The sequence below is a fragment of the Paenibacillus sp. FSL H3-0321 genome (genome assembly GCF_038002865.1).
Classification (GTDB): domain Bacteria; phylum Bacillota; class Bacilli; order Paenibacillales; family Paenibacillaceae; genus Paenibacillus_AQ.
This window is the reverse complement of sequence record NZ_JBBODH010000001.1, coordinates 4,708,805-4,735,397: the sequence shown is the minus strand read 5'-3', so window position 1 is coordinate 4,735,397 and position 26,593 is coordinate 4,708,805. Positions and strand designations below refer to the sequence as shown.

The 26,593-nt window shown below is 51.1% G+C and carries 16 protein-coding genes, 1 tRNA gene and 1 riboswitch; of the genes, 11 read left to right on the top strand and 6 right to left on the bottom strand.

All coding sequences use genetic code 11. The annotated features are described in order from the left end of the window. The 3 genes from MHI45_RS21070 (at position 1) to MHI45_RS21060 (ending at position 2,539) form a co-directional block, all read left to right on the top strand. Positions 1-363 (top strand): helix-turn-helix domain-containing protein, encoded by a 363-nt coding sequence (locus tag MHI45_RS21070; protein WP_341119360.1) that lies wholly within the window; start codon positions 1-3, stop codon positions 361-363. A gap of 81 nt (positions 364-444) precedes the next feature. Continuing rightward, positions 445-1,299 carry an ImmA/IrrE family metallo-endopeptidase gene (locus MHI45_RS21065; RefSeq protein ID WP_341119359.1) on the top strand — a complete coding sequence of 285 codons (855 nt, stop codon included), beginning with the start codon at positions 445-447 and terminating at the stop codon, positions 1,297-1,299. 19 nt (positions 1,300-1,318) lie between these two features. Further along, a complete protein-coding gene (locus MHI45_RS21060) occupies positions 1,319-2,539 on the top strand; it encodes a site-specific integrase (RefSeq protein ID WP_341119358.1) in 1,221 nt (406 codons plus the stop codon). 81 nt (positions 2,540-2,620) lie between these two features. On the opposite strand, the gene MHI45_RS21055 is transcribed toward MHI45_RS21060, so the two are convergent. Next, a tRNA-Thr gene (locus MHI45_RS21055) sits at positions 2,621-2,692 on the bottom strand. 81 nt (positions 2,693-2,773) lie between these two features. Continuing rightward, on the bottom strand, positions 2,774-3,082 hold the full coding sequence (locus MHI45_RS21050; protein ID WP_038585290.1) for an MTH1187 family thiamine-binding protein: 309 nt from the start codon (positions 3,080-3,082) through the stop codon (positions 2,774-2,776). Between the two features lie 432 nt (positions 3,083-3,514). Continuing rightward, positions 3,515-3,745: riboswitch (cobalamin riboswitch) on the top strand. Positions 3,746-4,080: 335 nt separating this feature from the next. On the opposite strand from MHI45_RS21050, the gene MHI45_RS21045 reads away from it, so the two are divergent. The 4 genes from MHI45_RS21045 (at position 4,081) to MHI45_RS21030 (ending at position 10,767) form a co-directional block, all read left to right on the top strand. Then, complete coding sequence (locus tag MHI45_RS21045; protein WP_340895155.1) at positions 4,081-6,066, top strand: anaerobic ribonucleoside triphosphate reductase; 1,986 nt, start codon at positions 4,081-4,083, stop codon at positions 6,064-6,066. Continuing rightward, a complete protein-coding gene (gene nrdG, locus MHI45_RS21040) occupies positions 6,063-6,578 on the top strand; it encodes an anaerobic ribonucleoside-triphosphate reductase activating protein (protein WP_038585284.1) in 516 nt (171 codons plus the stop codon). Before MHI45_RS21045 ends, nrdG begins: the two co-directional genes overlap by 4 nt. A 206-nt stretch (positions 6,579-6,784) precedes the next feature. Further along, positions 6,785-9,118: a ribonucleoside-diphosphate reductase subunit alpha gene (locus tag MHI45_RS21035; protein WP_076113856.1), complete on the top strand. Its 2,334-nt coding sequence runs from the start codon at positions 6,785-6,787 to the stop codon at positions 9,116-9,118. 617 nt (positions 9,119-9,735) lie between these two features. Further along, a complete protein-coding gene (locus MHI45_RS21030; RefSeq protein WP_076113857.1) occupies positions 9,736-10,767 on the top strand; it encodes a ribonucleotide-diphosphate reductase subunit beta in 1,032 nt (343 codons plus the stop codon). Positions 10,768-11,252: 485 nt separating this feature from the next. Here MHI45_RS21030 and MHI45_RS21025 read toward each other — a convergent pair whose 3' ends face one another. Both MHI45_RS21025 and ssuE read right to left on the bottom strand, forming a co-directional pair. Then, complete coding sequence (locus MHI45_RS21025; protein ID WP_076113858.1) at positions 11,253-12,134, bottom strand: copper amine oxidase N-terminal domain-containing protein; 882 nt, start codon at positions 12,132-12,134, stop codon at positions 11,253-11,255. Positions 12,135-12,485: 351 nt separating this feature from the next. After that, positions 12,486-13,040 (bottom strand): NADPH-dependent FMN reductase, encoded by a 555-nt coding sequence (ssuE, locus tag MHI45_RS21020; protein WP_076113859.1) that lies wholly within the window; start codon positions 13,038-13,040, stop codon positions 12,486-12,488. A 406-nt stretch (positions 13,041-13,446) separates the two neighbouring features. On the opposite strand from ssuE, the gene serS reads away from it, so the two are divergent. The 4 genes from serS to MHI45_RS21000 all read left to right on the top strand — a co-directional run bounded on the left by serS (position 13,447) and on the right by MHI45_RS21000 (position 24,669). Further along, positions 13,447-14,742 (top strand): serine--tRNA ligase, encoded by a 1,296-nt coding sequence (gene serS / locus MHI45_RS21015; RefSeq protein WP_076113860.1) that lies wholly within the window; start codon positions 13,447-13,449, stop codon positions 14,740-14,742. A 356-nt stretch (positions 14,743-15,098) separates the two neighbouring features. Then, entirely contained in the window at positions 15,099-22,238 is a 7,140-nt protein-coding gene (locus MHI45_RS21010; protein WP_076113861.1) for a 5'-nucleotidase C-terminal domain-containing protein, read from the top strand. Positions 22,239-22,437: 199 nt separating this feature from the next. After that, positions 22,438-23,340, top strand: a complete 903-nt coding sequence (locus MHI45_RS21005; protein WP_076113862.1) for an ArsR/SmtB family transcription factor — start codon at positions 22,438-22,440, stop codon at positions 23,338-23,340. 54 nt (positions 23,341-23,394) lie between these two features. Then, positions 23,395-24,669 carry an MFS transporter gene (locus MHI45_RS21000; RefSeq protein ID WP_076113863.1) on the top strand — a complete coding sequence of 425 codons (1,275 nt, stop codon included), beginning with the start codon at positions 23,395-23,397 and terminating at the stop codon, positions 24,667-24,669. 120 nt (positions 24,670-24,789) lie between these two features. Here MHI45_RS21000 and MHI45_RS20995 read toward each other — a convergent pair whose 3' ends face one another. Then, positions 24,790-25,428 (bottom strand): histidine phosphatase family protein, encoded by a 639-nt coding sequence (locus MHI45_RS20995; protein ID WP_076113864.1) that lies wholly within the window; start codon positions 25,426-25,428, stop codon positions 24,790-24,792. Positions 25,429-25,783: 355 nt separating this feature from the next. Then, positions 25,784-26,587, bottom strand: coding sequence for an aminoglycoside N(3)-acetyltransferase (locus MHI45_RS20990; protein ID WP_076113865.1), 804 nt, complete (start codon positions 26,585-26,587; stop codon positions 25,784-25,786). Positions 26,588-26,593: the final 6 nt, after the last annotated feature.

Genomic DNA, 26,593 nt, shown 5'->3' with positions numbered 1-26,593 from the left:
ATGGAGATAGTAGGCAAACGAATAAAGGGTGAAAGAGAGACCCTTAAAAAGCAAGATCAAAAGTGGACTCAGGAATATGTCGCCGATCTTGTTGGTATTGCTAGGTCAACATACACCGCTTATGAGAACGGTACAAAATTACCACCCGTGGATACATTGAATAAAATAGGTGACATATTCAATTGTGACACTGATTATTTAAGTGGCAGATCGAATATACGTAAGAAACCAGAAATCAGCCTATCTTTCTACGACGGTTCATCAGATTGGACAGAAGATGAATTTAAAGCTGCGGACGAATTTATAAAGGAAATTAGAGAAGCACGACAGAGAGCTTTAAATAAAGCGAATAAAGAAAAATAATGAGGTTTTATTCATTGCCAGCAATGGCTTTTCTTTTACATAAAAAACAGAACATATGTGCGCTAAATGGAGGAATTCAATATGAACTTATCCAAATACTTCAAAACTCCGTTGGAGCAAACGATTGAGGATTACTACCTTTCGTGGGCTATCTTGAGGCCAGAGGATTTAACCATAGAACGAGTATCTAATGCATTTAATGTAGATGTACATTTAAAACGCATTAAATCGTTTTCTGATAATGAATTATATGTGATTGTTATCAATCAACAGGATGAACGAGACGAGCAGCGTAAAACTTTCTTTCACGAACTTGGTCACGTGCTTCGTCATGCCGGAGATCAACGTCAAATGTCGAGGCTTTTCCGGCAAATGCAGGAAGCCGATGCAGAACGTTTTTGCTTATACTCTGCGATCCCGTTCTTCATGCTTGAAAAACTGCAACTCCCGGTTGTAGAAGATGAAGCCGCTGGGAAACTTGCAGCAGTATTCCAAGTCCCTCCGGAATTCGCACTTCAGCGGCTGAAACAGATTCGCGAGCGAATTTCTAACGTCGAATTTATGGCCGCTTTTACATATACTGCTGCGACCAATGAAAAACCCTTGCCAAGCGCAGCAGTAACAGAGCCGATCATTCGAGGTGTCTACGGACTTGACGATCTATCTAGGCCCCACACGCTAGTCATTGAGCAGCGCGGAGGCTTTGAGTGGAATCAGCCGCTCTATATCGAAGTTAATGGAACCTTTAAAAGCGTCGATGTTCGTCCGGCCTCTATCCGGGATGGTGCCATTGTTCGTCCAAGCGATCTTTCTGTCCCTTTGGGCAACTCTGGATATGTAATGATCGACATGGGGCGTATAGCTTCCAGGTATGGTCATACCGCCAATAAATTGTTTCTAACTGTGGAAGATCTAGAAGATGCTATTAATTTTTAATACCTAAGGAGGCGAGAACGTGCGAGGTCACATTGCTCAAAAAGGAAAAAAGTATTACATAGTAATTGAGACGAAACATGAGGTGACTAACAAGAGGGTACGGAAATGGATATCAGGGCCGGATGGTGGTTTTGATAGAAAAAAGGATGCAGAAAGAGCCATGCCCGATATTCTAAGTGCTTTTCAAAAGGGGACATATGTTGAGCCAACAAAGAAAACATTCGGGGAGATCATGGAGAAATGGTTGGAAGATAAGCGCACATCAGTAAAATATAATACTTGGAAGTCATACGAGTGGCTTGTGAATACTCATATTATCCCGGCACTCGGTAACATACAAGCTGTTAGACTCAAACCACAAGACTTTCATAATCTATATCACAAAACTTTACTGCCGAAACTTTCAGTAGGCTCAATTAAAAAGGCGCATGTACTTATTATGGATGCATTGAACCGAGCCGTAGTATGGGGAGAGATTACGCAAAACGTAGCAACTGCAGTCACACTCCCTCAAGGAAAGAAAGTGAAATTTGAAGTTTGGAATGAGCAGCAGCTTAATCTATTTCTGGAAGAGGCGGCTCACGATCAGCATCATGTAGCTTTCGAGCTTGCGGCATCAACCGGAATGCGTCAAAGCGAAATTCTGGCTGTCAGACGGAAAGATGTAGATTTAACTAAGAATATGCTCTCTGTGCGGCAAGCATATACACTCGCTGAGGTTGGGCATGACTTTGATGATACTAAAAATGATAGTAGTCAGCGATCCATTGCTTTGTTTAAAAATACAGTGGATATGCTAGAGAATCACTTTATAGATATTGATAAATTAGCTAAAGATAATCCACTGTACAATGACAGCGGTCTGGTTGTTCAGAGTGGAATTGGAACGCCGGTCAATCCCCGGAACCTTATGCGTAATTATTACGCTATCATTGAAAAAATCCAGAAAGAACAGGAGAAACTAAAAGATTCCGGTGAACCATACATCGATCTCCCACGCATCCGTTTCCACGATCTTCGGCACACTCACGCCACGCTACTGCTGAAGGCCGGTATACATCCTAAGATCGTTCAAGAGCGCCTGGGGCATTCTTCGATTAACGTCACATTGGACACATACTCCCACGTACTTCCGAACCTGCAGGAAGCTGTACTAAAGAATATTGGTGACTCCATTACAGGAGATCGCAAGCCTATTTTGGTAGAAGAAACTACCCAGAATGCCACTTTAGTCGAATGAAGGGTAGAAGAATGGTAGAAGAACATAAAAGGCGCAGTCCCCGAAATACCGGAAAACCGCGCCACACAAAGGTTTTAAGGATGCTGGTGAAGGGAATTGAACCCCCGGCCTACGCATTACGAGTGCGTTGCTCTACCCCTGAGCTACACCAGCTTAAAGCATTTTTTCTGTCAAACAAAAAATATTATACAACTTCCAGCCAAAAACGCAACCTTTTTTTACAACATCTGGGCTTCAATTCTCCTCCAGCTTACGTTCAACGGACTGCAGCTTGCTGCGGCTTGTAGACGGCTTGTCGCGGCGGTCATCAATCTTCAGCGACGTGGATACCCGCTGCGCCCCGGCAGCGAAAGGTGACTCATGCAGCGCTTCTACGGCAGCGAGAATCCGCGGGATCGGCCCTTCGATAATCGTCCCCATGGATGTAAGCTCATAAGTGATTCCTTCCACTCCCCTGAGCACACGCTGCATATCGGCCACATAGCTGCTAAGGCTCGTGCTGCCTGTGCCGATCGGAATTACGGTTACTTCGCCAATTGCCATCCTGAATCCCTCCTTAATATGCTGTAAAGCAAAACCCTTTATGGAAACTTCCTCGTGGTAACTCATTCCGGACTATAAGCCTAAAACTCCTGATACATGTCTTCAGCCTATTCTTATTGTAGCAACTCCGCCGCACACCCACAAATCGCCGTGAGGATTGTTGCACGATTTAACACCATCCGTAACCCTTCGTCCCCCATATTTCTCCGTTAGGCATTCCAGTGTCACGCTCACTATATTTATGGAGTCTTTGTGGCATCTTTTAAGACAATTTATGAATTTATCCAGACACTTTTTGCACCCAACTTGTGGATTACCTGTGGACTAACTGTGGATCATTTGTGAGTAAAACCGCAGAACCCGCTCCCCGCGCGGAGTTTCAAAAAATGGTTTACAAACACAACATATTGGGTTATTTTTATCTAACGACAACAAAATATAGTGGAAACAGGTGTTTCGCTCTTTCAAGCGAGCTGAAGCTTAATAGGGAAACGCGGTGCAAATCCGCTGTGGTCCCGCCACTGTAACCGGATGCCTGCAGGCTTTCTGAAGCCCGCGAAGCAGCGTCTACCGGCAATAGCCACTGAGGGGCGGTAAAGCTCTCGGGAAGGCGCTGGAAGATTCACCGGAAGCCAGGAGACCTGCCTGTTTCGCCGACACCATCATTCATGCCTGCGAGGACCAGGTGAGGTGTCCGCAATGCGGCCTGCACAAGCAGACATAGCCTTCCCGTGTTTTAAGGAGCCAAGGCTGCCGATACCTGAAGGCGATAAACCGTTATCGCCCTCAGGTATCGGCTTCTGCGGAATATATAAGAACAGGACAGAGATTACCCCTGTCCCCTGCTTATATGTTCATCAAGACAACCGGCAAATATCCTTTAAGGATATTTCGTACGCATTCGGGCATTTCCCGCCTCCTCGGCGGGAGATGCTTTTTTACTGCTATCAGGAAGTATATACTTCGTTCTTACTATACCGAGGGGAGAGAGCTAGACAATGACGCTGCTGGAGAAACGGTACAACGGTGGACAAGCTGCACAGGAAGTTCTTTTGGAGGAAGTTATTCATTTGGGACGGGATATTATCGACAGCCGGGATTTGGATCTGCTGCGCGAGAATGCCAATTTGAACGGAGAAAGCTTCTCCGGCAAAATGAGCAAATTCGGCAGTGAATATTCCAAGTGGTATGCCCGCAACTTCACGATGCCGCCACAGCTCGTGCAGGCCATTCAGGATAATGTCGTGTACGTCCACGATCTGGATCAATACGCCATCGGAACGACCAACTGCATCTTCATCCCGTTTGAGCGCCTTCTCCGCGAAGGCTTCAATACCGGCAACGGCAGTGTCCGTCCTCCGAACTCAATTATGACCGCAATGTCGCTGGTGGCGATTATTTTCCAATCCCAGCAAAATGCCCAGTACGGCGGCGTATCCGCCAATAAACTGGATTACGACCTTGCCCCATACGTGACCAAATCCTTCGCTAAGCTGTTCCGCAAGGGACTGGAATACTTTGAAGAAGGACAAGCCGGTGATCACCTCGGCGAAATCACAATGAGCCGCAGCGATCTGGCGGAGCAGTACCCGCGCGCCTTCCGCTTTGCGCAGAAAGAGACCGAAAGCGAAACACTACAGGCAGCAGAGAGTATGATACATAATCTCAATACGATGTCCAGCCGTTCCGGCGGACAGATTCCTTTTACCAGCATCAACTATGGCACCTGCACCTCCCCCGAAGGCCAGCTTGTGATCAGCTCCCTGCTGACCGCCACCATGAACGGCCTCGGCAGCGGAGAAACACCGGTGTTTCCGATCCAAATCTTCAAATGCAAGCAAGGCGTCAACCAGCAGCAGGGCGATCCGAACTATGAGCTGTTTCTTAAAGCAGCCGAATGTTCCGCACGCAGACTGTATCCGAACTTTGCCAATCTGGATGCTCCGCTCAACATGCAATACTATGATCCGGCTGACCCGGACACTGAATTTGCTACGATGGGCTGCCGCACCCGGGTGCTGGGTGACCGTTTCGGACGCGATCACTGCTCAGGCAAAGGCAATCTGTCCTTCAACACCCTTAATCTGGTCCGTCTAGGCCTTGCTCACGGCACTGTGACAGGCCGCCGTCTTGCTCCCGACGAGGAAGGCTTCTACGACGACCTGAATCATTATATGGATATTGCGCTGGAGGGCCTGCTGCACCGTTTCCGGATCCAGGCGGCCCAAAAAGCCAAAGCCTCCGATTTCATGATGCGCGAAGGCGTCTGGGAAGGCGGCGAGCAGCTTGCTCCAGAGGACAGCGTAGGCGATCTGCTGAAGCACGGCAGTCTGTCGCTCGGCTTCATCGGTATGGCGGAGTGCATGAAGGCCATGTACGGCAAACATCATGGCGAGGACATGGAGGTCCATGCCAAAGCACTCGCCGTTGTCCGCCATATGCGTGAGTACTGCGACCGCAAGAGCGAAGAACTTGATCTTAACATCACGCTGTTTGCAACACCTGCCGAAGGTTTGTCCGGCAAATTCACCAAGGTGGACCACAAGGTGCTTGGCTCAATTCCCGGCGTAACCGACCGCGAATATTATACGAACTCCTTCCACATTCCTGTGTATTACGAGATCAGTGCGGCCAAGAAGATTAGCCTTGAGGCCCCTTTCCATGAGTACTGCAACGCCGGAGCCATTTCCTATGTGGAACTGAACGGCAATGCCCGCAGCAACCCGGCGGCTTTTGTCAAAATCATCCGCTACGCGCTGGAGCAGGAAATCAGCTATTTCAGCATTAACCACCCGATTGACCGCTGCTCCGGCTGCGGCTATGAAGGGGTTATCGGCACGAACTGCCCTTCCTGCGGCGCGCATGAGCATGACACCCATATCCGCCGCCTGCGCCGGGTAACCGGATATTTGACCGGTGACTACCAGACCCGCTTCAACGCCGCCAAGCAGGCCGAAGTAAGAGACCGCATCAAGCATCTATGAATATTTGCGGCTACTACCCGGAATCAATTAATGAGGGAGAGGGCATGCGGGCCGTCCTCTTCCTCAGCGGCTGCCGCCACCGCTGCCCGGGCTGCTTCAATCCGAAAACGTGGAATTTCAATTTCGGTGAAGTGTTCACCCTGGAGCGGCAGCGTGAGATTATCGCTGAAATTGCTGCTAATCCGCTGCTGGACGGCCTGACGCTGGCCGGCGGGGACCCTTTTTTCTCGGCAGAAGAGGCTGCGGGCTTTATCCATGAGCTTCGCGCCGTACTGCCGGATTTCTCAATTTGGATTTATACCGGTTATACGTATGAAGAGCTGACGGCTTCTCCGGGCTCGCCGGAATGGAATCTGCTGGCCTTGTGCCATGTAGTGATTGACGGACGATTTGTAGAAGAGCTTAAAGATACTACCCTTCCCTACCGGGGAAGCAGCAACCAGCGGATTATCGACATTCCGGCCAGCCTTGCCGGCAAGGAAATCATCCATTGGCAGCCTGCTGTACTTTAGCTTCTTGGAAATATAAATTTCATGGTATACTTTAAGCTTCTGTTTTCCGCAGACTCGGATTCTAGCACGCGATACGATCTATCGCCTGTTTCGAAGGCAGCTTTGAAATGTCGGCTGAGCCGCCATTTCCTGGCCGCTTTCTGCGCTATAATATATCAATTTTTAATATTGAAAATTAAACCCAAATACGAAAGGATGAATCCCCTATGCCAGAACTCGTAGTGAAACCCGACAACCGCCAATTGGCTTTTGATCAAATCCGCCTCTCCGTTTACGCCGACCGTATCCTGAACGGCCTTGAGCAATTAAGCAAAGAAACCTTGCTGCGCGGGGTGCAGTCCAAGCTTCGCCGGAGTGAGGTCAGCGGAGAAGAAATCAGTAGTGCCTTCACCATGAGCGCCCTTGAGCTCGTAACCAAAGAAGAACCGGACTGGAAGTTCGCTGCTGCCCGCTCGCTTTTGACGACCCTATACAAAAAAGCCGCAGTTAACCGCCGCTATAAAGCATACCCGGATGAGCCATACGGCGAATTGTACCCGCTGATTTCCGATCTGGTGAAGAAGGGCATCTACCGTGAAGAACTTCTGACCCACTACACCAAAGAACAGATTGCCGAGCTTGGCAGCTGCATTGATTATACACGCGACCTGCTGTTCGATTACATCGGCTTGCTTACCCTGTCCGACCGTTACCTGGCCCATGACTTTGACGGGCGTGTGATGGAGCTTCCGCAGGAGCGTTATATGATTATCGCTATGTTCCTCATGCACACAGAGCCGGAAGAGAAACGTCTGGATCTGGTCAAAGAAGCCTACTGGGCGATGAGCAACATTTATATGACGGCTGCAACGCCAACGATGTCCAACGCTGGTAAAAAGGTTGCCGGACAGCTCTCCAGCTGCTTCATCGACACCGTCGACGACTCGCTCGAAGGTATCTTCGACTCCAACACCGACGTAGCCCGGCTGAGCAAAATGGGCGGCGGCATCGGCGTCTACCTCGGCAAGGTGCGGGCCCGCGGCTCCGATATCCGCGGCCACAAGAACACCAGCTCCGGCGTTATCCCATGGATCCGCCAGTTGAACAATACCGCCGTCAGCGTCGACCAATTGGGTACCCGCAAGGGTGCCGTTGCCGTCTACCTCGACGTCTTCCATAAAGATATTCTCGCCTTCCTCGACCTGAAGCTGAACAACGGCGACGAGCGGATGCGCGCGCATGACGTGTTCCACGGCGTCTGCCTGCCGGATCTGTTCATGGAGGCCGTAGAAGCGCGCGGCCACTGGAACCTTTTCTGTCCGCATGAGGTGAAGAAGGTAATGGGCTGGAAAGATGAGAACGGCCGCGCACTCGGCCTTGAGGATTTCTATGACGAAAAGCTTGGCCAAGGCGCATTCCGCGACAAATATGCCGAAGCTACCGCCAATCTGGAGCTGTCCCGCATTACGGTTCCGGCCATCGACATCATGAAGCGGATTATGAAATCACAGCTGGAAACCGGCACACCTTACATGTTCTACCGCGATACAGTGAACCGCTCTAACCCGAACCGGCACCAGGGGATGGTCTTTTCCTCCAACCTGTGCACGGAAATTATGCAGAACCAGTCGCCAACGGTCATTGAGAGTGAAGAGCTGGTTACCAAAGACGGCCAGACCCGGATCATTATCTCGAAGGTTCCCGGCGACTTCGTAGTCTGCAACCTGAACTCCATCCACCTGGCACGCGCCATCCCGGCCGGAGTGCTGGAGCGGCTGGTGCCGATTCAGGTACGCATGCTCGACAACGTCATCGACATTAACAATATCGAAGTGCTGCAGGCGCAGTACACAAACAGCCAATACCGTGCAGTTGGCCTCGGTACCTTCGGCCTGCATCACCTGCTGGCGCTGGAGGGCATCCGCTGGGAGTCCGACGAAGCCGTGGAATACAACAATCACCTGTATGAGCACATTAACTATCTGTTGGTACGCTCCAGCATGGAGCTGGCCCGCGAGAAGGGCCGCTATCCGAAGTTTGCCGGCTCCGACTGGGATACCGGAGCCTACTTCGACTCGCGCGGTTATACAAGCGGCGAGCAGGAAGGCAAATATGTGACAACTGAGCAGTGGCGTGAGCTGCAGCAGGAAGTAGCGAAAGACGGCGTACGCAATGCCTGGATGTTCGCGATTGCTCCAAACGGCTCGACCTCGATCATCGCCGGCTCCACAGCCAGTATTGATCCTCTGTACGAGCTGCTCTCCTACGAGGAGAAAACAACCTACAAGATCGCCAACCCGGCACCCGATCTGTCCGAGAAGACGATTTGGTACTACAAAACGGCGTTCCTGATTGACCAGAACTGGTCGATCCGCATGGCCTCAGCCCGCCAGCGCCACGTCGATCAGGGCCAGAGCTTCAATCTGTACGTGACGCCGGACATCAAGGCCACCGATTTCCTGAACCTGCATCTGAACGCCTGGAAGGGCGGACTCAAGTCGACGTATTATGTGCGGAGCCGTGCATTAACCATAGAAGAGTGTGAATCTTGCGCGAGCTAAGCCTTTCATTCCAATTTTAAAACCCAGCGCAATAACCGTCACTGCGAGGAATGTTTAGATCTCCGGCCGCTGTTATACTCAGATTTCTTGATTTATACCGCATTTACGGTTGAAATCCGAGTATAAAGGCGAACGCTAACGCTCCTCCAATTCCAAACTTCCTCTCCGTGACTAAGCGCTGGTTTTTAAAGTAAGCATTCACCAGTTAGCTGCGCGAACGTTGTCCCAATATCAAGATTGGCGGTTGACCAATTCAGGCTTTCTCTTCCTTGTTCAATGCGCAGTATGCCATTTTTTACCTATTTTTAATCAATAACGGGAATTCCTGCCGCTACCTGTGCCCCTGGATTGAAAATCCCACAAGGAACAGGAATTCTGCCCGCTAAGTTTTCACAAAAGGGCTCTATTTGATAAACAGCCCATAATAGCGACATGAATTCCCTCTATAAGCATAAATAGAACCATTCATACAAAATTACCGGGTGACTTTCCCGTTACCCCCTTAGGAGCCAGGAAGCTTGCTCCCCCTCTCCATTTGGAAGCCCGCTTCCGGCGAGAGGGCATGTCGGCGGAAACCTTTCACCAGTTAGCTGTGCAAAATATAGGAGGGAAACAAAATGCAACTGCAAAAGATTTTTAATACAGAAGCGCCGAATATGTCTACCCGCATCATTGACGGGGAATGCTCGGGCATTCTGAACTGGAACGATATCCGCATGCCGCATATGTATAAGCTGTACAAGGTGCTGCTGCTCAACCACTGGATCGCCGATGAAATTCCGATGTCCAAGGACGCCCAGCAGTTCCCGATGCTTGAAGCTGAAGAACAGCGTGTGTTCAAGATCAACATCTCCCTGCTCGCGGTGCTGGACTCCATGCAGACCATGTTTGTGGGCGACGTAAAGCGGTATTTTACCGACTCTTCCCTGGAGGCGATCTCCGCGATCATCGGACAGCAGGAGGTTGTGCACAACCAATCCTACTCCTACGTCCTCTCTTCCATCGTTTCGGACAGCGAGCAGAAGGAAATCTTCGAATACTGGAAACATGATCCGGTCCTGCTGGAGCGCAACCAGTTCATCTCCGATATTTATCAGGAGTTCCGCGACGAGCCGTCGAAAGAAACCTTTTTCCGCGCGCTGGTAGCCGATCTCATTCTGGAAGGGATTTTCTTCTACAGCACGTTTGCTTTCTTCTACAATCTGGCCCGTGACCAGAAGATGATGGCAACCAGCCAGATGATCTCCTACATCCAGCGCGACGAGAACCAGCATTGCTACTTCTTCGCGGAAGTGTTCAAGCAGCTGCTCGCGGATTTCCCAGAGCTCAACACTCCGGAGAATATGGATTACGTGTACCGCACCATCGACCGCGCCGTAGAGCTGGAAACCAACTGGGGTCACTACACACTCACCAACGTGCGCGGCATTGACATGAACGAGCTGAGCGATTATATCAAATACACAGCTAACAAACGCCTGACCCTGATGGGCATGGAAAAAGCCTATAAAGGCGTGGACGTCAACTGCATGCCATGGATCAAGCCTTTCTCCGACGAAGCGCTGAACGCCACCAAAACCGATTTCTTCGAAGCTAAGTCGCGCAATTACGGCAAAGTCGGCGACGACAACGGGTTCGACGATTTGTAAGTGCGGCGAAATGGCGGGCTACGCTAATCTAATGCAGAATGTGCACTAGATTAACCTGATCTCAGCCCAAAAAGACCATCTGCTGTATTTCGTGCAGTCGATTGCCTGAAAAAAGCCATTTTGAGCCGGATGAGCCTTAATTCTGCTGTACAAAATGCAGTCAAATTCGATTAGTGTCTGAAACGCGGCAATTCTGCTGCACAAAGTGCAATCCTCCTATGTTTCCTGCCCTTTCCGTCCTTCTTTGATCCAGCCCACAACGCTCCGCGGGCTGCGTAAAACAAATAACAAGAACGTAGAGCGCCTTGGCCGGGGTGCTCTAGTTATCGGCGGGAGTAGCGGTCCAGTAGCATGATCCTGTTTCACTGCTCTTTCCCTATTGTTCTCCAGCCCACTAACTTCCTGAAGTTTACGGAATAGAAAACTTAAAACATAAAAAAAGGACGTCCCTTATTGCTCAGGACGTCCAAAATGAAGTAAAAAATCTATTTAATTTGATCTTTCCTTACTTCACCGGAAATAGGTACAATAATATCCGCTAATACCGTATGACCTTTGGGTAAAGCTTGCGTTACCGACTTTTCAGCCCCTACTCTACCATATGTGACACTATGATCCACACGTTCTTGTAAAAAATAATATTGTGTTTTGTCTTCCGGCGGCCGTTTTCCTTTTTCTTCCGTTTTCTCCCCTGAATCTTCTTCTACACCTTCCCAAACTAAATGTTTAACATCATCCTTAATTTCATAGTAAGTATATAAATTTCCAACAACATAATAATATCTCAATGCTTCTCCTTCAGGAAAGATATACTGATAATAAACGCCTTCCTCGGTATTATGAAGCGTATTTTCATCCTTAGAAGGAAGGTCTACAGCGATTTTACGTGCCGCAACCAAATCCGTACCTTGATACAGCTTGTTATATGTTTCTACTTGATCAGCACTCCGGATAATGACAGTATTTTTGTCCGCCTTCCACTCCACCTCTGCTTTAAGGGCTTCGCTGATGAAGCGCAAAGGCACAACAACACGATTCTTGTTCAATTGAGCAGGCATATCCAAAGTAAGAGTTTTTTCTCCATAAGAAGCTTCTTTTTGACCGATCGTAAGTACAAGCTTGTCTTTGGTCCCAGGAGTATTGACAGTCACCGTTTTCTTACCAGCATTCCAGACTAAATTGAGTTTCAGCGGCTTTAAGGAAGCTAAAGAAACCATAGTTCGCCCTGTGACGGAAACGGGTGGAGCATCTGAATTAACAACCTCACTATTGATCACCAATTGAATCGCTGGTGCAGCAGAAAGCGGGATAGCAAATGTTAAGAGCATACTTAAAGTAAAAAAAAATGAAAGAAAAATTTTTTCCATACTTAACTAACCTCCAATAATTTGTAATTACACTAAATTATAGACGTTCCAAACAAGAAAAGTTTTGTATTCCAAGAAAATATACTGCGTGACGTTACGCTATTTAATATAATAAGCATTTGTTACAAAATGCTTGATAAGTGCCGGGAAGCACCACATTTTAGGAGGAATACTATCGTAGCCAGTATTGATTATGCTAAATTCGCTAAAATCCACCCTACTACAGGAAGATACACCAATCAAGATTTTTAACACCGCGTAACCTTACCAATATAAAAGAGCTCCTTCTATCCACCGGATAAAAGGAGCTCTTTGGTATTATAGTACGAGAGGCATAGTTAGCGCAGCCGGTTACTCTCCGGCCTTGCGGGCCGCTTTATGCGCAGTCTCTTCCGCCAGCTCCACCAGTACGCTGTTCAGCCGCAGCTTGAGTTCCTCGGCCAGTTCAACTATCCCCTGATCACTCCGCACAGCCTGTGAGTCCACGGCATATACGCCGCCTAGAATATGCCGCGCGCCGAGCACGGACAATACCGGCTTCAGTGCGTAGTCTATGGTGAGCAAATGTGCCAGGCTGCCGCCCATAAAGAGCGGGAGCACGATTTTGCCGGCCAGCCCTTTTTGCGGGATCAAATCGAGGAAGGTCTTGAGCACCCCTGTGTAGGACGCTTTATACACTGGACTAACCACGATTACTGCTTCTGCTTCGGCTACAAGACCATTGGCTTTGACGATTGCTTCACTTTCAAACTTGGTATGGATCAAATCCTCCGCCGGCAGCTCAGCGACATTAATGCGCTCCACCTCAAACCCGCGCCCGCGTAAATCGTCCTCCGCATATTCAATAACCGCGTTGATCCGCGATACCAGAGACGGCGTTCCGTTGATCACAACTATTTTGCCCATTTCTCCACCTCTTCCGTTCATTTCACAATATATGCAAGATGCACCTGATCTCAAGCCTGAATACTTTAAATTAGTAATAATCCTATCAAAGAGCAAGGATTAATGTCAAACAGGAATTACCCTTGCACCCCGCAAAATCATGGGATATAATAAGCGGCAATACTATATCCCGACCAGGCCAATGAACGGCATCCAACCGCGAGGCGTCTGCGACCGGAGCATTTACTTGTTCCCTAAGTTTACCGGGTTTCGCCCGTTACCGCGAAGACCAAAGAGGATCGAATTCCGCTACTGAAGCAGCTTTACAGGGATTCGGTCAACCTGGGTGGCACCGCGAGCTGACGCTCCTCGTCCCATGGATGAGGGCGTTTTTTGCATTTTTTTAAACCAAAAGGAGCGAAGCGGTATGCTGGACATGAATTGGATCAGGGAGAATGAGGAACTTGTAAGAAACACGGCAGTGTGGAAAAAGGTGGATTTCCCGCTGGATGAATTGCTGGAATGGGACGATAAGCGGCGGGGTTTGCGCCGGGACACGGAGCAGCACCGGGCACAGCGCAACACGCTGACCAAAGAAGTGGAACAGCTGCTGCGGCAAGGTGACACCCCAGGCGGAGAAGCTGCCAAGGAGCAGGTGCGGAAGATCAACGTCCTGCTCGGCAAGCTTGAAGCAGATCTGGCGGAGGCGGACCGCCGCTGCGGAGAGCTGCAGCTGCTCGCGCCGAACCCGGTATCGGGCGATACGCCCATCGGCGACGATGACAGCCAGAATGTGGAGCTGCGGCGGACCGGTGCGCTGCCGGATTTCGGCTTCGCGCCACGCGATCATGTCGAGCTCGGCGAACTGCATGATATCATCGATATACCGCGTGGTGTCAAGGCTGGCGGACCGCGCAGCTATGTGCTGAAAGGTGCGGGTCTGAACCTGCATCTCGCTGTGCAGAGGCTGGCCCTGGATGTGCTGGCAGCACGCGGCTTCACGACAATGGATGTGCCGGTCATCGTCCGGCCGGAGGCGCTGGAGCGGACGGGATTTTTCCCCGGCGGCATGGATCAGACCTATGAGCTGACAGGTGAAAAACGCTGGCTGGCCGGAACCTCGGAAGTGTCGCTTGTTTCATTATATAGCGATGAGATTGTCGATCTTGCGGAGCCTATGCGGTTAGCCGGGATGTCCACCTGCTTCCGCCGCGAAGTCGGCTCAGCGGGACGCGATGTGCGCGGCCTGTACCGCGTGCATCAGTTCTCGAAGATCGAACAGGTTGTGTTATGCAGAGGCGATAACAAGGTCTCGGAGCAAATGCTGCAGGAAATTCTGGCGAATGCCGAGCATATTTTGCAGCTGCTCGAGCTGCCTTACCGGGTCGTGGCCGTCTGCAGCGGAGATATGGCGCTGAAAACGCATAAGCAATACGACATCGAGACCTGGATGCCCAGCAGAGGCGCTTATGGGGAGACCCATTCGGCCTCGAACCTGCTCGATTTCCAGGCCCGCCGTTCGGGCATCCGTTACCGGGATGAGGACGGACGGCTCCAATACTGCCACACCTTGAACAACACCGCAGTGGCTACGCCTCGGATTCTGATTCCGCTGCTTGAGAACCATCAGCAGGAGGACGGAACGATTTATATTCCGAAGGCGCTCCAGCCTTATATGGGGGGCAGGGAGTACCTCCCTGCTCCGGCACAGACGGAGAAGTAGCAAATACCGTTCCTGCAAAACTCTTTCTTATCGTTTCACAAATGCCCTTGGCCTTACCGCGGCCGGGGGCATTTTTACGTTCTCTTCACATAAACATAACATACAGATAACACTAACCAACTCAGAAAAAGACAATCTCAAACCTATCATTTCATAGATTCAACACAACTCTTTGGATTGAACGAGAAAAATATCATCGTCTTTTGTGCTCCGAACCGAAATTTCCAATATTTCTATGTTATTCAACCCATGTTTAATATATATTTAATGGTAGACAACCTATCATTTAATGAACAAATGATAGAGTTAAGTTAGGTTGAGTGATTATCATAAACGAGAGGAGAAGATTCGAACAAATGAAAATCTCATCAAGGCAAAGAAAATGGTGGTCTGCGGCACTCTCAATGCTGCTCATTACCGGTATTGCCCTGCCCGCACCACAGACCGCTTCTGCGGCCGAGGATAACAGCTCACCCGTAATCTCCCAGGTATATGGTGGCGGAGGAAACTCCGGAGCCAAGTACAAAAATGACTTTATTGAGCTTTATAATCCGACCGATACAGCTGTCGATCTGACTGGCTGGAAGGTTAGATATGCAGCAGCTGGTGCATCATCCAATTTTGAAGATAAAGAAAAAATGTTCACCCCATTAAGCGGGAGTATCCCTCCTGGCGGATTCTTTTTGATACAGGAAGCGGCTGGCTCTGGAGGTACTGATGCCTTGCCGGCACCTAATTTGGTTTCCGAAGGTACCGCTGTCATTTCTATGGCAGGTGCAAGTGGCAAGGTTGAACTATTGGATGCTTCGGGCACCCGGATGGACCTTGTGGGGTATGGTTCTGCAAGTATTTTTGAGGGTTCAGGCCCAACTGTTCCCTTAACCAACACAACCGCGGCCGTGCGCAAGTCATCTAACGCTTTACCATCCGGAAATCGCGGACAAGATACCAATGATAATGCCGCAGACTTTATTACTACGCAAGCACCAGATCCGCGCAGTTCCGGTTCCGGGGTAGTCGACCCCAAATCTCCGGCCGTTGCCGCATCCATCGCTTCCGGCCTGCTCGTGGGCAAGGGAACTGAACTCGCCCTTACTACAAGCAGTGTAACCGCAAGCGTATACTACAGTGTATATGCAAATGGCAGCACTGACGCCTTAGCAGATTACGCATGGTATAATGCCCCGATTGTTCTGCAGGATGACAGTATCCTGATCAAAGCTTTCTCTAAAGAAGAAGGCAAACCCGACAGCGATATTTCACAGTTTAGCTATACGACCAAGGATGCAGTGAGCGGACTGACGATTCCCCAGATCCAGGGCACCGTCCAATCTTCTACTTATACAGGTCAATTGGTGAAGGGCGTGCCGGGCATTGTGACTTACACAAGCGGCAGCACCTTCTATATCCAGAACCCGACGCCAGACAGCGATGTCCGGACTTCCGAGGCGATCATGGTCTACCTCCCCGGGAACAAGGTGAAGGTTGGTGATTCCGTGCTCGTGGACGGAACGGTCAAGGAATATAAGGAAGGCGGATATGATGGCGCCTCCGATCTGCTGACTACGGAAATTGCCGCAGCTCAGGCAAAAGTCATATCTTCCGGAAACGCTCTTCCCGCTGCTACCGTTCTTGGCACCGGTGGCCGCGCTATTCCCACTGCTGTCATTTCGGCCGGTTTGAGCAAAGAGCTTGAACCTGCCAAATATGCGCTCGACTTCTACGAGAGCCTTGAAGGCATGCGCGTTCAGCTCAATACCCCAAAGATTATCGGACCTTATGATTATGAAATTCCGGTTACCGTAAACAACGGTACCAGCACGACAGAAGTCAGCTCTCCGGCGGGCGGTCTGGTCCTTACAGGAGCAGACTATAATCCCCAGCGGATTCTGATTGCCAAGAAACCAAGCAGCCCGGTCAAAACAGGGCAGGTTTTTGCCGGCAACATCACCGGTATTCTCGGCTATGATTACGGAAACTTCAAAGTGCGTCCGGATAGCGAACTGCCTGCGGTAAACCCGGGAACCTCCAAGGACCGGGAAACTACCGCTTTGACAGCCGAAGCGGACAAATTGACGGTCGCTTCATTTAATGTGGAGAATTTCTCCAAGATCATAGATCCCAAAAAACCCAATAAAATCGAAAATATAGCCAAAGCGATTGTAAGCAATTTGAAAACACCGGATATCGTCGGCCTGCTGGAAATCCAGGACAACGACAGTGCCACGGACAGCGGCAATGTCGATGCAGCTGAGAGCTACAAGGCGCTGATTGACGCCATCACAGCACAGGGCGGTCCAGTCTATGCATATACTGACATCTCCCCTGCAAACAACATGGATGGCGGTGCACCAGGCGCTAACATCCGGGCCGGATTTATTTACAATACTGCACGCGTTAAACTGGCTGGATCAGCCAGCAAAGGCGACGCAACAACAGCAGTTGCTTACACTAAAGACGGCGGACTCAGCCTGAATCCGGGCCGGATTGATCCAACCCACTCCGCATTCAAGAGTTCCCGCAAGCCGCTTGCGGCCGAATTTATGTTTAACAATGAAAAAGTTATGGTTATCGCTAATCACTTCAATTCCAAAACAGGCGATACTGGCCTTTATGGCGACACACAGCCTCCGGTTAAGGCAAGTGAAACCCAACGGGCGGAAATCGCCAATGTGGTAAATGGCTTCGTGTCAGATGTCCTGACCAAGAATCCGGAAGCCAATATCGTCGTTCTTGGCGATCTGAATGACTTCCAGTTCTCGAACACACTAAAGGTCCTGAAAGGCAGCGCATTGACCAATCTGATCGACACCCTGCCTCTGGGAGAGCGCTACTCCTATATTTATGAGGGCAATTCCCAAACGCTGGATCACATGCTGGTCAACAATAAGCTGGCCTCCAGATCCACACTCGACATCGTGCACATCAATGCCGACTTCCAGGAAGAAGAAGGACGGGTAAGCGACCATGACCCGCTGCTGACTCAAATTGACTTCGGTACCGACACTTTCAACCTGCGTGTGCTACACACAAATGATACGCACAGCCACCTGGAGAATGTAACCAGACGCACGTCGGCGATTAGCAGTGAACGCACAGGCAACACGGTGCTGCTGGATGCAGGGGACGTGTTCTCCGGAACCTTGTATTTTACCCAGTTCAAGGGGCAGGCAGATATCAAGTTCATGAACAACATCGGCTATGACGCGATGACATTCGGCAACCATGAGTTCGATCTGAACAAGGATCAGCCGGAAGTGCTGAAGGACTTCGTGACGGCAGCCAAATTCCCGTTCGCCAGCTCTAACATCGATTTCACTACGAAGAAAAGTGAACTCGCGGAGCTCTATCACAATACGATCGGAACGCTGGAAACCGATGAGTCCCTGAGCACGGCCAAGGATGGCAACATTTATCCTGCGGTCATCAAGGATATTTACGGCGAGAAAATCGGTATTTTTGGCCTAACAACCGAGGACACCGTTGGACTGGCATCGCCAGGTGATAAAATCAGCTTCAAGGACCATGTGGAAAGCGCCAAAAACACAGTTAAAATGCTGGAGGAACAGGGAATTAACAAGATCATCGCCGTTACCCATCTGGGTTACACTGTTGATCAGGAACTGGCGAAGGCTGTTCCCGGAATTGATATTATCGTTGGCGGACATTCGCATACGAAGGTCGATAATCCTCCTACGCCAATTGTTAATGCCGGAACCGGCAAGAATGTACTGATCGTGCAGACTGGTGAATACAGCCAATTCCTCGGCGAATTGGACGTAACCTTTGATAAAGACGGTGAAATTCTCGCCTACAACGGCAAACTGCTGGATGTTAATCTATTCGGCGAGGATGCTGCAGCCAAAGCTTTGCTTGCTCCTTACGACGCTGAATTGGCAGCTGTCCGCAGCGAAGTCGTAGGCTTCACTGACGTCGACCTCTACACCAACCGCACCATCGACGGTAAGTCTGTACGCGTTGTGCGTCAGGAAGAAACACCGATCGGCAACATGATTGCCGACAGTATCGCGGAAAAAGTCAAAGAGCTTATGCCGAATTTTGTGCCGGAAAGCGACCTTGCTTCCATTAAGGGCGTTGTGGCCATCCAGAATGGCGGCGGCATCCGTGCAGCCATCGACAAAGGCGACATCACGATGGGCGAAGTGCTGACCACACTGCCTTTCGCCAACAGCCTTGCTGCGCTCAAGGTAACGGGCTCGGAAATCATCTCCTCTCTGGAGAACTCGGTCAGCGGCCTGAGCTCCGACCAAGGACGTTTTGCTCAGGTTTCCGGCATGAAATACACGTATGATTCCACGAAAACACCTGAAATTGTGGATTCTATAACAGGCAAAGTAACACAAACCGGGGAACGTATCGTATCCGTCGATATCCTGCAGGCTGACGGCTCCTACGCACCGGTTGACCCGAACGCTTACTATCTTCTGTCCACGAATTCCTTCATGGCAGGCGGCGGAGACTTCTACCGTGCCCTGGCTGCTGCCAAGGCAGACGGACGTTATTATGAGCTTGGTCTTCCGGACTTCGAGGTTCTCTTGTCCTATTTGAATAAGCATAAACCGGTCAATGTCGAAGTCGAGGGCCGTATCACGGACCTGAAGGGAACTCCGTCACCGGACGAAGATTTCTCTTTACGCATTCTGCACACCAACGATACGCACAGCCATCTGGAAACTGTAGTTAAACGGATGACAGCGATCAAGCAAGAACGGACCGGCAACTCCATCCTGCTTGATGCAGGGGATGTATTCTCCGGCACACTGTATTTTACGAAATTCGAAGGACTGGCTGATCTTGAATTCATGAACTATATCGGTTATGACGCTATGACCTTCGGAAATCATGAGTTTGATAAAGGACTGCCTGCATTAAGATCGTTTATTAATGAGGCCAAATTCCCGTTCATCAGCTCAAATATCGACTTCACGAGCAAGGATAACGAACTTAAGGATATTTTTGTAAATCAAACCGGCGGCACTACCGCCACACCAGCACTGGATGGCCACATCTATCCTTCGGTCATTAAGGATGTGTATGGTGAAAAAATCGGCATATTCGGACTCACCACTGAGGACACCGTGGGCTTGTCTTCACCAGGTGACAAGATTGCCTTTAAAGATTACAAAACAAGCGCAGAGAACACAGTGAAAGCACTGAAGGAACAAGGCATCAACAAAATCATTGCTGTCTCCCATCTGGGGTACAACATGGATCAGCAATTGGCTGTTCAGGTGCCTGGCATCGACGTAATTGTCGGCGGGCACACCCATACCAAGCTGGACACTCCTGTAATCTTCAATAAAGACGGCGAACCGACACTGGTTGTACAGACCGGGGAGTATGGCCAGAACCTCGGCGAACTGGATGTTGAATTCGACGACAACGGCGTTATTACCAACTATACGGGCAAGCTGCTGGACGTAAGCAAGTTCGCCGATGATCAAGCCGCTAAGGAAATGCTGGCCAAATATGACGCGCAGCTTGCGGAAATCCGCCAGACCCTTGTCGGCAAAACCGATGTGCCTCTGGTCTATGAACGACTTGTAGACGGAAAAACAACCCGTGTTGTGCGCAAGGAAGAAACCAATCTGGGCAATCTCATTGCCGACGGCATTAACGCCAAAGCCAAGGAATTGGTAAGCAAGCTGATTTCTGCCGAAGATCTTTCCACGATTAAAGGCTTTGTCGCTATTCAGAATGGCGGCGGCATCCGTGCCGGCATTGATCAGGGAGATATTACACTCGGTGAAGTGCTGACTGTAATGCCGTTCTCCAACAGTCTGGTGGCTCTCAAGGTTACCGGACAAGAGATTATTGATTCTCTGGAGAACAGCGTCAGCGGACTTGAAACCGACCAAGGACGGTTCGCACAGGTTTCAGGTATGCGCTATACCTACGACTCCACCAAACCGGCAGAAAAAATCAATGCAACTACAAACGTTCTGGAGCAGGAAGGGGCGCGCATAGTTTCGGTTGATATTAAACAAGCCGATGGCAGCTACGTTGCCATTGACCCTGCAGCTTACTATATCCTGTCCACGAACTCCTTCATGGCAGGCGGCGGAGATTTCTACCGCTCACTGGCTACAGCTAAGGCAGACGGCCGGTTCTATGAGCTGTACCTGCCGGATTATGAGGTCTTTACCGACTATCTGAAAAAATCCGGCACTGTAAACCCTGCTACGGAAGGCCGTATTACCGATCTGAAAGGATCGACGCCAACAACACCACCTTCCACTGGTGGCGGATCGCTGCCAACGCCGGCACCAACACCTAGTGCAACACCGGCACCATCAGCAGCACCGCAGGTGACTACAATTACAGCAGCCGATCTGACCGGCAAATTGGCATCACTGCCTAGCGGCAGCAATGAGCTCGTCATTCCGGTTACTGCCACTGCAGGCGGAGTACAGGTTGTACTGCCAGGCAGCGTGCTGGTCAAGCAGGCCGCAACCAACCCTGCGACAGTTCTTACGTTCACTTCACAGGGAGCTTCCTACTCGCTTCCGTTAAGTGTCCTGAACGGAACAGCACTGGCTGCGCAGCTTGGCACCACCGACTTTACGATTACAGTTTCCATGCTGCTGGCAAGTCCGGCAACACTCAGCAGCGTGAATCAGGCGCTGGCTTCCCAAGCCGGTTCCGTCACTCTGGCGGCTCCGGTCATTGAATTCAGCATTACCGCACAAGCGGGAACTAACAGCGTGCCGCTCAACAGCTTCGGAAGCACTTATGTGAAGCGGAGTATCACTGCTCCAGGGAAACTGAACTCCGAGAGTGCAACAGCGGTATCCTTTGATCCGGCAACGGGCAAAATTTCCTTCGTGCCTTCTCTCTTTACAACAAAGGCTGACGGAACTACCGATGTCACCATTAAACGGAACAGCAACAGCTATTACACGGTTGTGAAATCAGCCAAAACATTCGGAGACATCACGGGGCACTGGGCCAAGTCGGCCATTGATCTCTTGGCCTCCAAGCTGATCATTACCGGAACCAGCGATACGGCGTTCTCCCCTGCCCAGAAGGTGACACGGGCGGAATTTGCGGCACTGATCACACGCTCCCTTGGCCTTGCGGCAACAAGCAGCGGAGCAGCCTTCACTGATGTCAGTGCAAACGCATGGTATGCCGATGCCATTCACACGGCAGCCGCAGCGGGCCTGATCACGGGCTACACAGACGGCAGCTTTAAGCCGAACAGTCCAATCACCCGTCAGGAGATGGCCTCCATTCTGTCGAAGGCGATGAAGTACACCGGGGCAACCTTAACTGCCGATCCGGCCCGGCTTGCGAAATTCAGCGATGCCGCCGACATTGCCGCATGGTCGCAAAGTGCGGTAGAGGAAATTGCTGCAGCGGGCATCATCCAGGGCAGAGCGGACGGCTCATTCGCTCCACAAATGTCTGCTACCCGCGCGGAAGCAGTCACCATGCTGGAGAAGACTCTGAAGTCCCTTCAGTTCATCAACTAAGCTGAGACAACTTTTACAGCAGCATAAAAAGGCGGTTCCAAAGGCGCAAATGGCGTCCGGCGGAACCGCCTTTTTTTATTTTTCCTTTATATTGAAATTATTATTTAGTTCGCATATAATAAAACAAATAAACAGTTCTATATTTATAGAACAAATATCTTGCACACACATTTACAGAAGGAAATGAGGAACCCCAACGATGTACAAAGTAGAAGTCGACTTTGCGCCCATGTATGAATGTATCGCCAGCCTGAACGCTTTTCTCTGGAAGCAGAATCATAATGCCATGGATGGAGGAAAGCTCTGGGTCCGTGAGGTCCAGGCCAGATTTGCACCGGTGCAGCTCCAGAGAATGCGGGAGATTATTACCCTTGTCGAGGATTTCAGTTTGGCGCCGTATATTTGGAGTTGTCCGGGGGACCGTTCGGTCAGCGGCTTTATGCACTGGTTCGAGGATCTGTCTGCGGGTGAGCTGTTTGAGATTGCCGGACGCTTCGGACAATCCGTCCCGTCCAATCTTGCGGAGCTGCGGAACTCCACCTCTGAAATTCTGCGTGCCTGGGATGCAGGTTATTTCAGTGGAATCAATCCCGAAATCCTTGAAGGGTTAAGCCGGGAGGCTGAAGCCAGACGGGCGATGCTGAACGGCGGGAATGACATGGAGGTCTTCGAACAGGCAACCGAGGGCATGCGGCTGTATCCTGCCGAGCAGCTGAAGCAGGTGATTATTATTCCGCAATATCATCCCCGGCCTCTGGTTACTTCCGCTATGTACGATGAATTTGTATTTACCAGCTACTCCTGTGATGTTCTTCCTCCGGAAGAAGGACGTCCGGCTCCCGCACTGCTCCGGCTTACCCGGGCGCTGTCCGATGAGACGCGGCTGTACATTCTCCGCCTGCTTGCAGGCAAACAGCTGAACTTCACCGAGATCGTCAAGCAGGTCGGCCTGTCCAAAAGCACGATTCATTATCATCTTATCGCTCTGCGTGCAGCTGGTCTCGTCATTGTCCACTCCAGCGGAAAAAGCGTATCGTACAGTCTGCGTCTTGAAGCACTGGACAATCTGCCTCATCAGATCGGGGCCTACCTGGAGAGCTGATGCAGTGATTGGAACTGATCTAGTAGGGTTTGCCTTGAAAGGGGAGTACATCCTGTGAAAAAACGCAGCTATTATGGTTTGCTGTCCACCATATCTTTGAGCGCCTTCGGGGACGCTTTTGGCCTGCTGGCCATGGAATGGCTGGTCTACGAGCTGACCGGCTCCAAACTGGCTATGGGGGCACTGGCCCTCAGCTCCGGCATTCCGGAGCTGCTTCTGCGCCTGCTGGGCTCGCCGCTGTCCGACCGGCTGCACCGCGTGCGCTTCATGGCCTGCCTGGCGGCTATCCGCCTGCTGGCGATTGCGCTGCCGCTGGGCATGGGCCTGGCCGGGAAGCTGCAGCTCTGGCATCTCTTCGCCGCCGCCAGCCTCAGCGGGGCCTGCGCCGCGCTGTTCATGCCGACGGCCATGGCGGTGATTCCCGGCGTCGCCGACAGCCGGAAGCTGGTGCGCGCCTTCGCCATTATCGACGGCTGCAAGGGCGCGGCCGCGCTGCTGGGCCCGGCGCTTGCCGGTGTATTGACCGCCGCCAGCGGAGCCCTGCCGGCGCTTAGCATCAACGCGGTTTGTTATACCGCTGCCATAGCCACTCTGCTCTGCCTGCCGAAGATGCCGAAGCCATCGCCGCGCTCCGGCACCTTCTCCGTACCGGCTTATATGCGGGAGATTGCCGAAGGCTTCACCTTCTACAAGCAGTTTCCGGCGATGTTGACCATTATGATGATGGCCTCCATCAGCAACTTAAGCTCCGTTGCCGTCTGGACTATGATGGTTCCCTATGTACGCGAGGTACTCCACCGTGACGCGGCGGCTATGGGTACACTAACAACAGCTTCCGCACTTGGAACCTTAGCCGGACTCGGCATAATTTCCCTGCTGGGTGAAATCAAACGAAGACGTTTCGTGATGCTGGGAAGCCTGGGAGCCATTGGGCTCTCCACTGCGCTCTGGGGCCTGATTCCGAGCTTTCCGTTTGCGCTCGCTGCCGTATTCGCCGCCGGAGTCCTTGGCCCCTTCTTCGGCTCGTTAAGCTCCTCCCTGCATGGCCGGCTGGTTCCCGGCAACCTGCAGGGCCGGGTCAACTCGATCCGCTTCCTGATCGGCGGCAGCCTGCAGCCCTTTGGCGCTTTTGCAGGGGGAGCCGTCGCCGAGCTTTACGGCGTACCTGCACTGTTCCTGGCCGCCGGGCTGCTTCCTCTCCTTTGCGCCGGACTGGCGCTGCTGCTTCCGGGCCTGAAGGCGCTGGACGGCGACCTGTCAGCACTTGAAGCTAAGACCCGGCAGAGCGGCGGGACCTTTGTAGCGCAAAGCGCAATCGCCGAACAGTGACGGAACAAATAAATGCTCAGATCAGCCCACCGGAAACAGGCGATGCCGGATTCCCGGATCATCGCCTGTTGGCTGCTTCTATTCGATTAATAATCTACCGGAACACAAATCACGAATCAGCTAGGATTCCATTCCGGCTTCGCTTGTTTCATAATGGCTCGTATCTCCATGCAGCACAATTTCCGGCACACCGTCCGTAATATCAATTCTGCACAGGCAGGTCGGATAAATATATGGCAGATCCCATAGCTGCTCCATTGCCCTGCCTTCAAAATGGGCCATCAGCACCTTAATCACTACAGTATGCGTAACAATGAGTACGGTCTGCCCTTCATGCTTGTCCACAATCTCCAGAAGCTTCTGCAGTGCCCGTTCCTGCACCTCCCGGAACGTCTCGCTGCCTTCTACAGAGAATTTCTCCGGGTCTTTCCAGAAATAATGATGCTGCTCCGGATGAGCGCGCTCAATTTCCGCAGACTCGCAGCCTTCCCACAAGCCCATTCGGATCTCCTTGAATTCATCGCAAGCGATTACCGGGAGCGTCCGTTCTCCACAGATAATCTCTGCCGTCCGCAGGGTCCGCTCACTGGAGCTTGCGTAGACGGCATCAATCTGTACCTTGTTTAATCCACGGTTCAACCATTCCGCCTGCTGCACGCCAAGCGGCGTAAGCGGCGAATCCTGATGTCCCTGCATCCGCTGCTGGACATTCCACTCCGTCTGTCCATGCCGTGTGAAATATATTGTTGTCGTCCCCATGTTCGCTCCCCTTTTCCTGGCTCCGATTGTTCGTGATTCATTCATTTCTAGATTCAAAGAATTCCTTTCTATATAGATTGAACTTAAGGTTTTAGATTACAGATCAGTCGCAACTACAGTGAATATTTGGACTTCCTGCCGCTGTTGTCTTCGGATTTCTTGATTTTAACCGCAAATAGCGGTAGAAATCCGAAGACAAAGGCGGACGCTACCGCTCCTCCAGTTCCAAAATCCCCCTCCGTCGCTCCTTCCCTTATCTCAAGTTTTCAAGTTCAATCTATATAGATTCAAAGAATTCCTCTCTAGGTTATTCCTACCTCGTGTCAGTTTCACTTAATCATTACTTTCTTCAGCATTACTTCCGCTTCTTCTCCAGCCACTTCACCGCATAATCAACAATCTCCTGCTGCGGAATCAGCTGAGCTGCCGAGGCGGCAACCGTACCATATGTAATCCGTCCCGTATCTTGGCCAAATTCCCCGCCAAGCGCTGCGAAGTCATCCGAATTCCAGTTGAAATCTCTGAATTCCACCCATCGTCTGGCTCCGTCCACCAGCATTGGCGCTCCGGCGGTTACCTCCTGCTTCCCGGCATAACTAGACCGGTGTTCGGCCAGATGAAGTGAGGTATTGTTGACATGATCCACCCCGAGCAGCAGCACGCTTCCATTCAGATCGTAGATCCGGGCGAGGGGAGAATGTTCCCCCAAGGCAAAATCCAGCGCATGGCCGTCAATAATCATATCCCGGTGTTTCCCCCATGCGGCGAAGGAATGGATCGGATGGCTGCTGCGCCTAACCCCCTTCTGCTTGCGGAAGCAGTCGGGTATGATCCCCATTCCCCTCAGCAGCGTCATGTCCGGATCATAGGCCGGCATCTGCTCCCTGATACTCTGCCACCATTCCTTGGGCACCGGCGGATTGCTCCAGCCGGCCGGATCGGTCAGATCGGAGGAATGGGTAGGCATCACGAGCGTCCCTTCCTCCCCCAGCACCTGCTCCAGGGCGAGAATAACCGCCACCGGTCCGCCGGCTACCCACTGGCCCAGCGATTTAAAGGACGAATGCAGCAGCAAAGTCATACCTTCGGTTACTCCCAGCTTCCGGAAATCTGCCGCAAGCGTCTCAACCGTTATCAAATCCCCTTGAATTTCTTCCACTTTAAA

What these genes read in the sequence shown, in the direction of transcription:
- MHI45_RS21070 (WP_341119360.1), top strand. Translation starts at nt 1, where the DNA reads ATGGAGATAGTAGGCAAACGAATAAAGGGTGAAAGAGAGACCCTTAAA.
- MHI45_RS21065 (WP_341119359.1), top strand. Translation starts at nt 445, where the DNA reads ATGAACTTATCCAAATACTTCAAAACTCCGTTGGAGCAAACGATTGAG.
- MHI45_RS21050 (WP_038585290.1), bottom strand. Translation starts at nt 3,082, where the DNA reads ATGGCAATTGGCGAAGTAACCGTAATTCCGATCGGCACAGGCAGCACG.
- MHI45_RS21045 (WP_340895155.1), top strand. Translation starts at nt 4,081, where the DNA reads ATGACGCTGCTGGAGAAACGGTACAACGGTGGACAAGCTGCACAGGAA.
- nrdG (WP_038585284.1), top strand. Translation starts at nt 6,063, where the DNA reads ATGAATATTTGCGGCTACTACCCGGAATCAATTAATGAGGGAGAGGGC.
- MHI45_RS21035 (WP_076113856.1), top strand. Translation starts at nt 6,785, where the DNA reads ATGCCAGAACTCGTAGTGAAACCCGACAACCGCCAATTGGCTTTTGAT.
- MHI45_RS21030 (WP_076113857.1), top strand. Translation starts at nt 9,736, where the DNA reads ATGCAACTGCAAAAGATTTTTAATACAGAAGCGCCGAATATGTCTACC.
- MHI45_RS21025 (WP_076113858.1), bottom strand. Translation starts at nt 12,134, where the DNA reads ATGGAAAAAATTTTTCTTTCATTTTTTTTTACTTTAAGTATGCTCTTA.
- ssuE (WP_076113859.1), bottom strand. Translation starts at nt 13,040, where the DNA reads ATGGGCAAAATAGTTGTGATCAACGGAACGCCGTCTCTGGTATCGCGG.
- serS (WP_076113860.1), top strand. Translation starts at nt 13,447, where the DNA reads ATGCTGGACATGAATTGGATCAGGGAGAATGAGGAACTTGTAAGAAAC.
- MHI45_RS21010 (WP_076113861.1), top strand. Translation starts at nt 15,099, where the DNA reads ATGAAAATCTCATCAAGGCAAAGAAAATGGTGGTCTGCGGCACTCTCA.
- MHI45_RS21005 (WP_076113862.1), top strand. Translation starts at nt 22,438, where the DNA reads ATGTACAAAGTAGAAGTCGACTTTGCGCCCATGTATGAATGTATCGCC.
- MHI45_RS20995 (WP_076113864.1), bottom strand. Translation starts at nt 25,428, where the DNA reads ATGGGGACGACAACAATATATTTCACACGGCATGGACAGACGGAGTGG.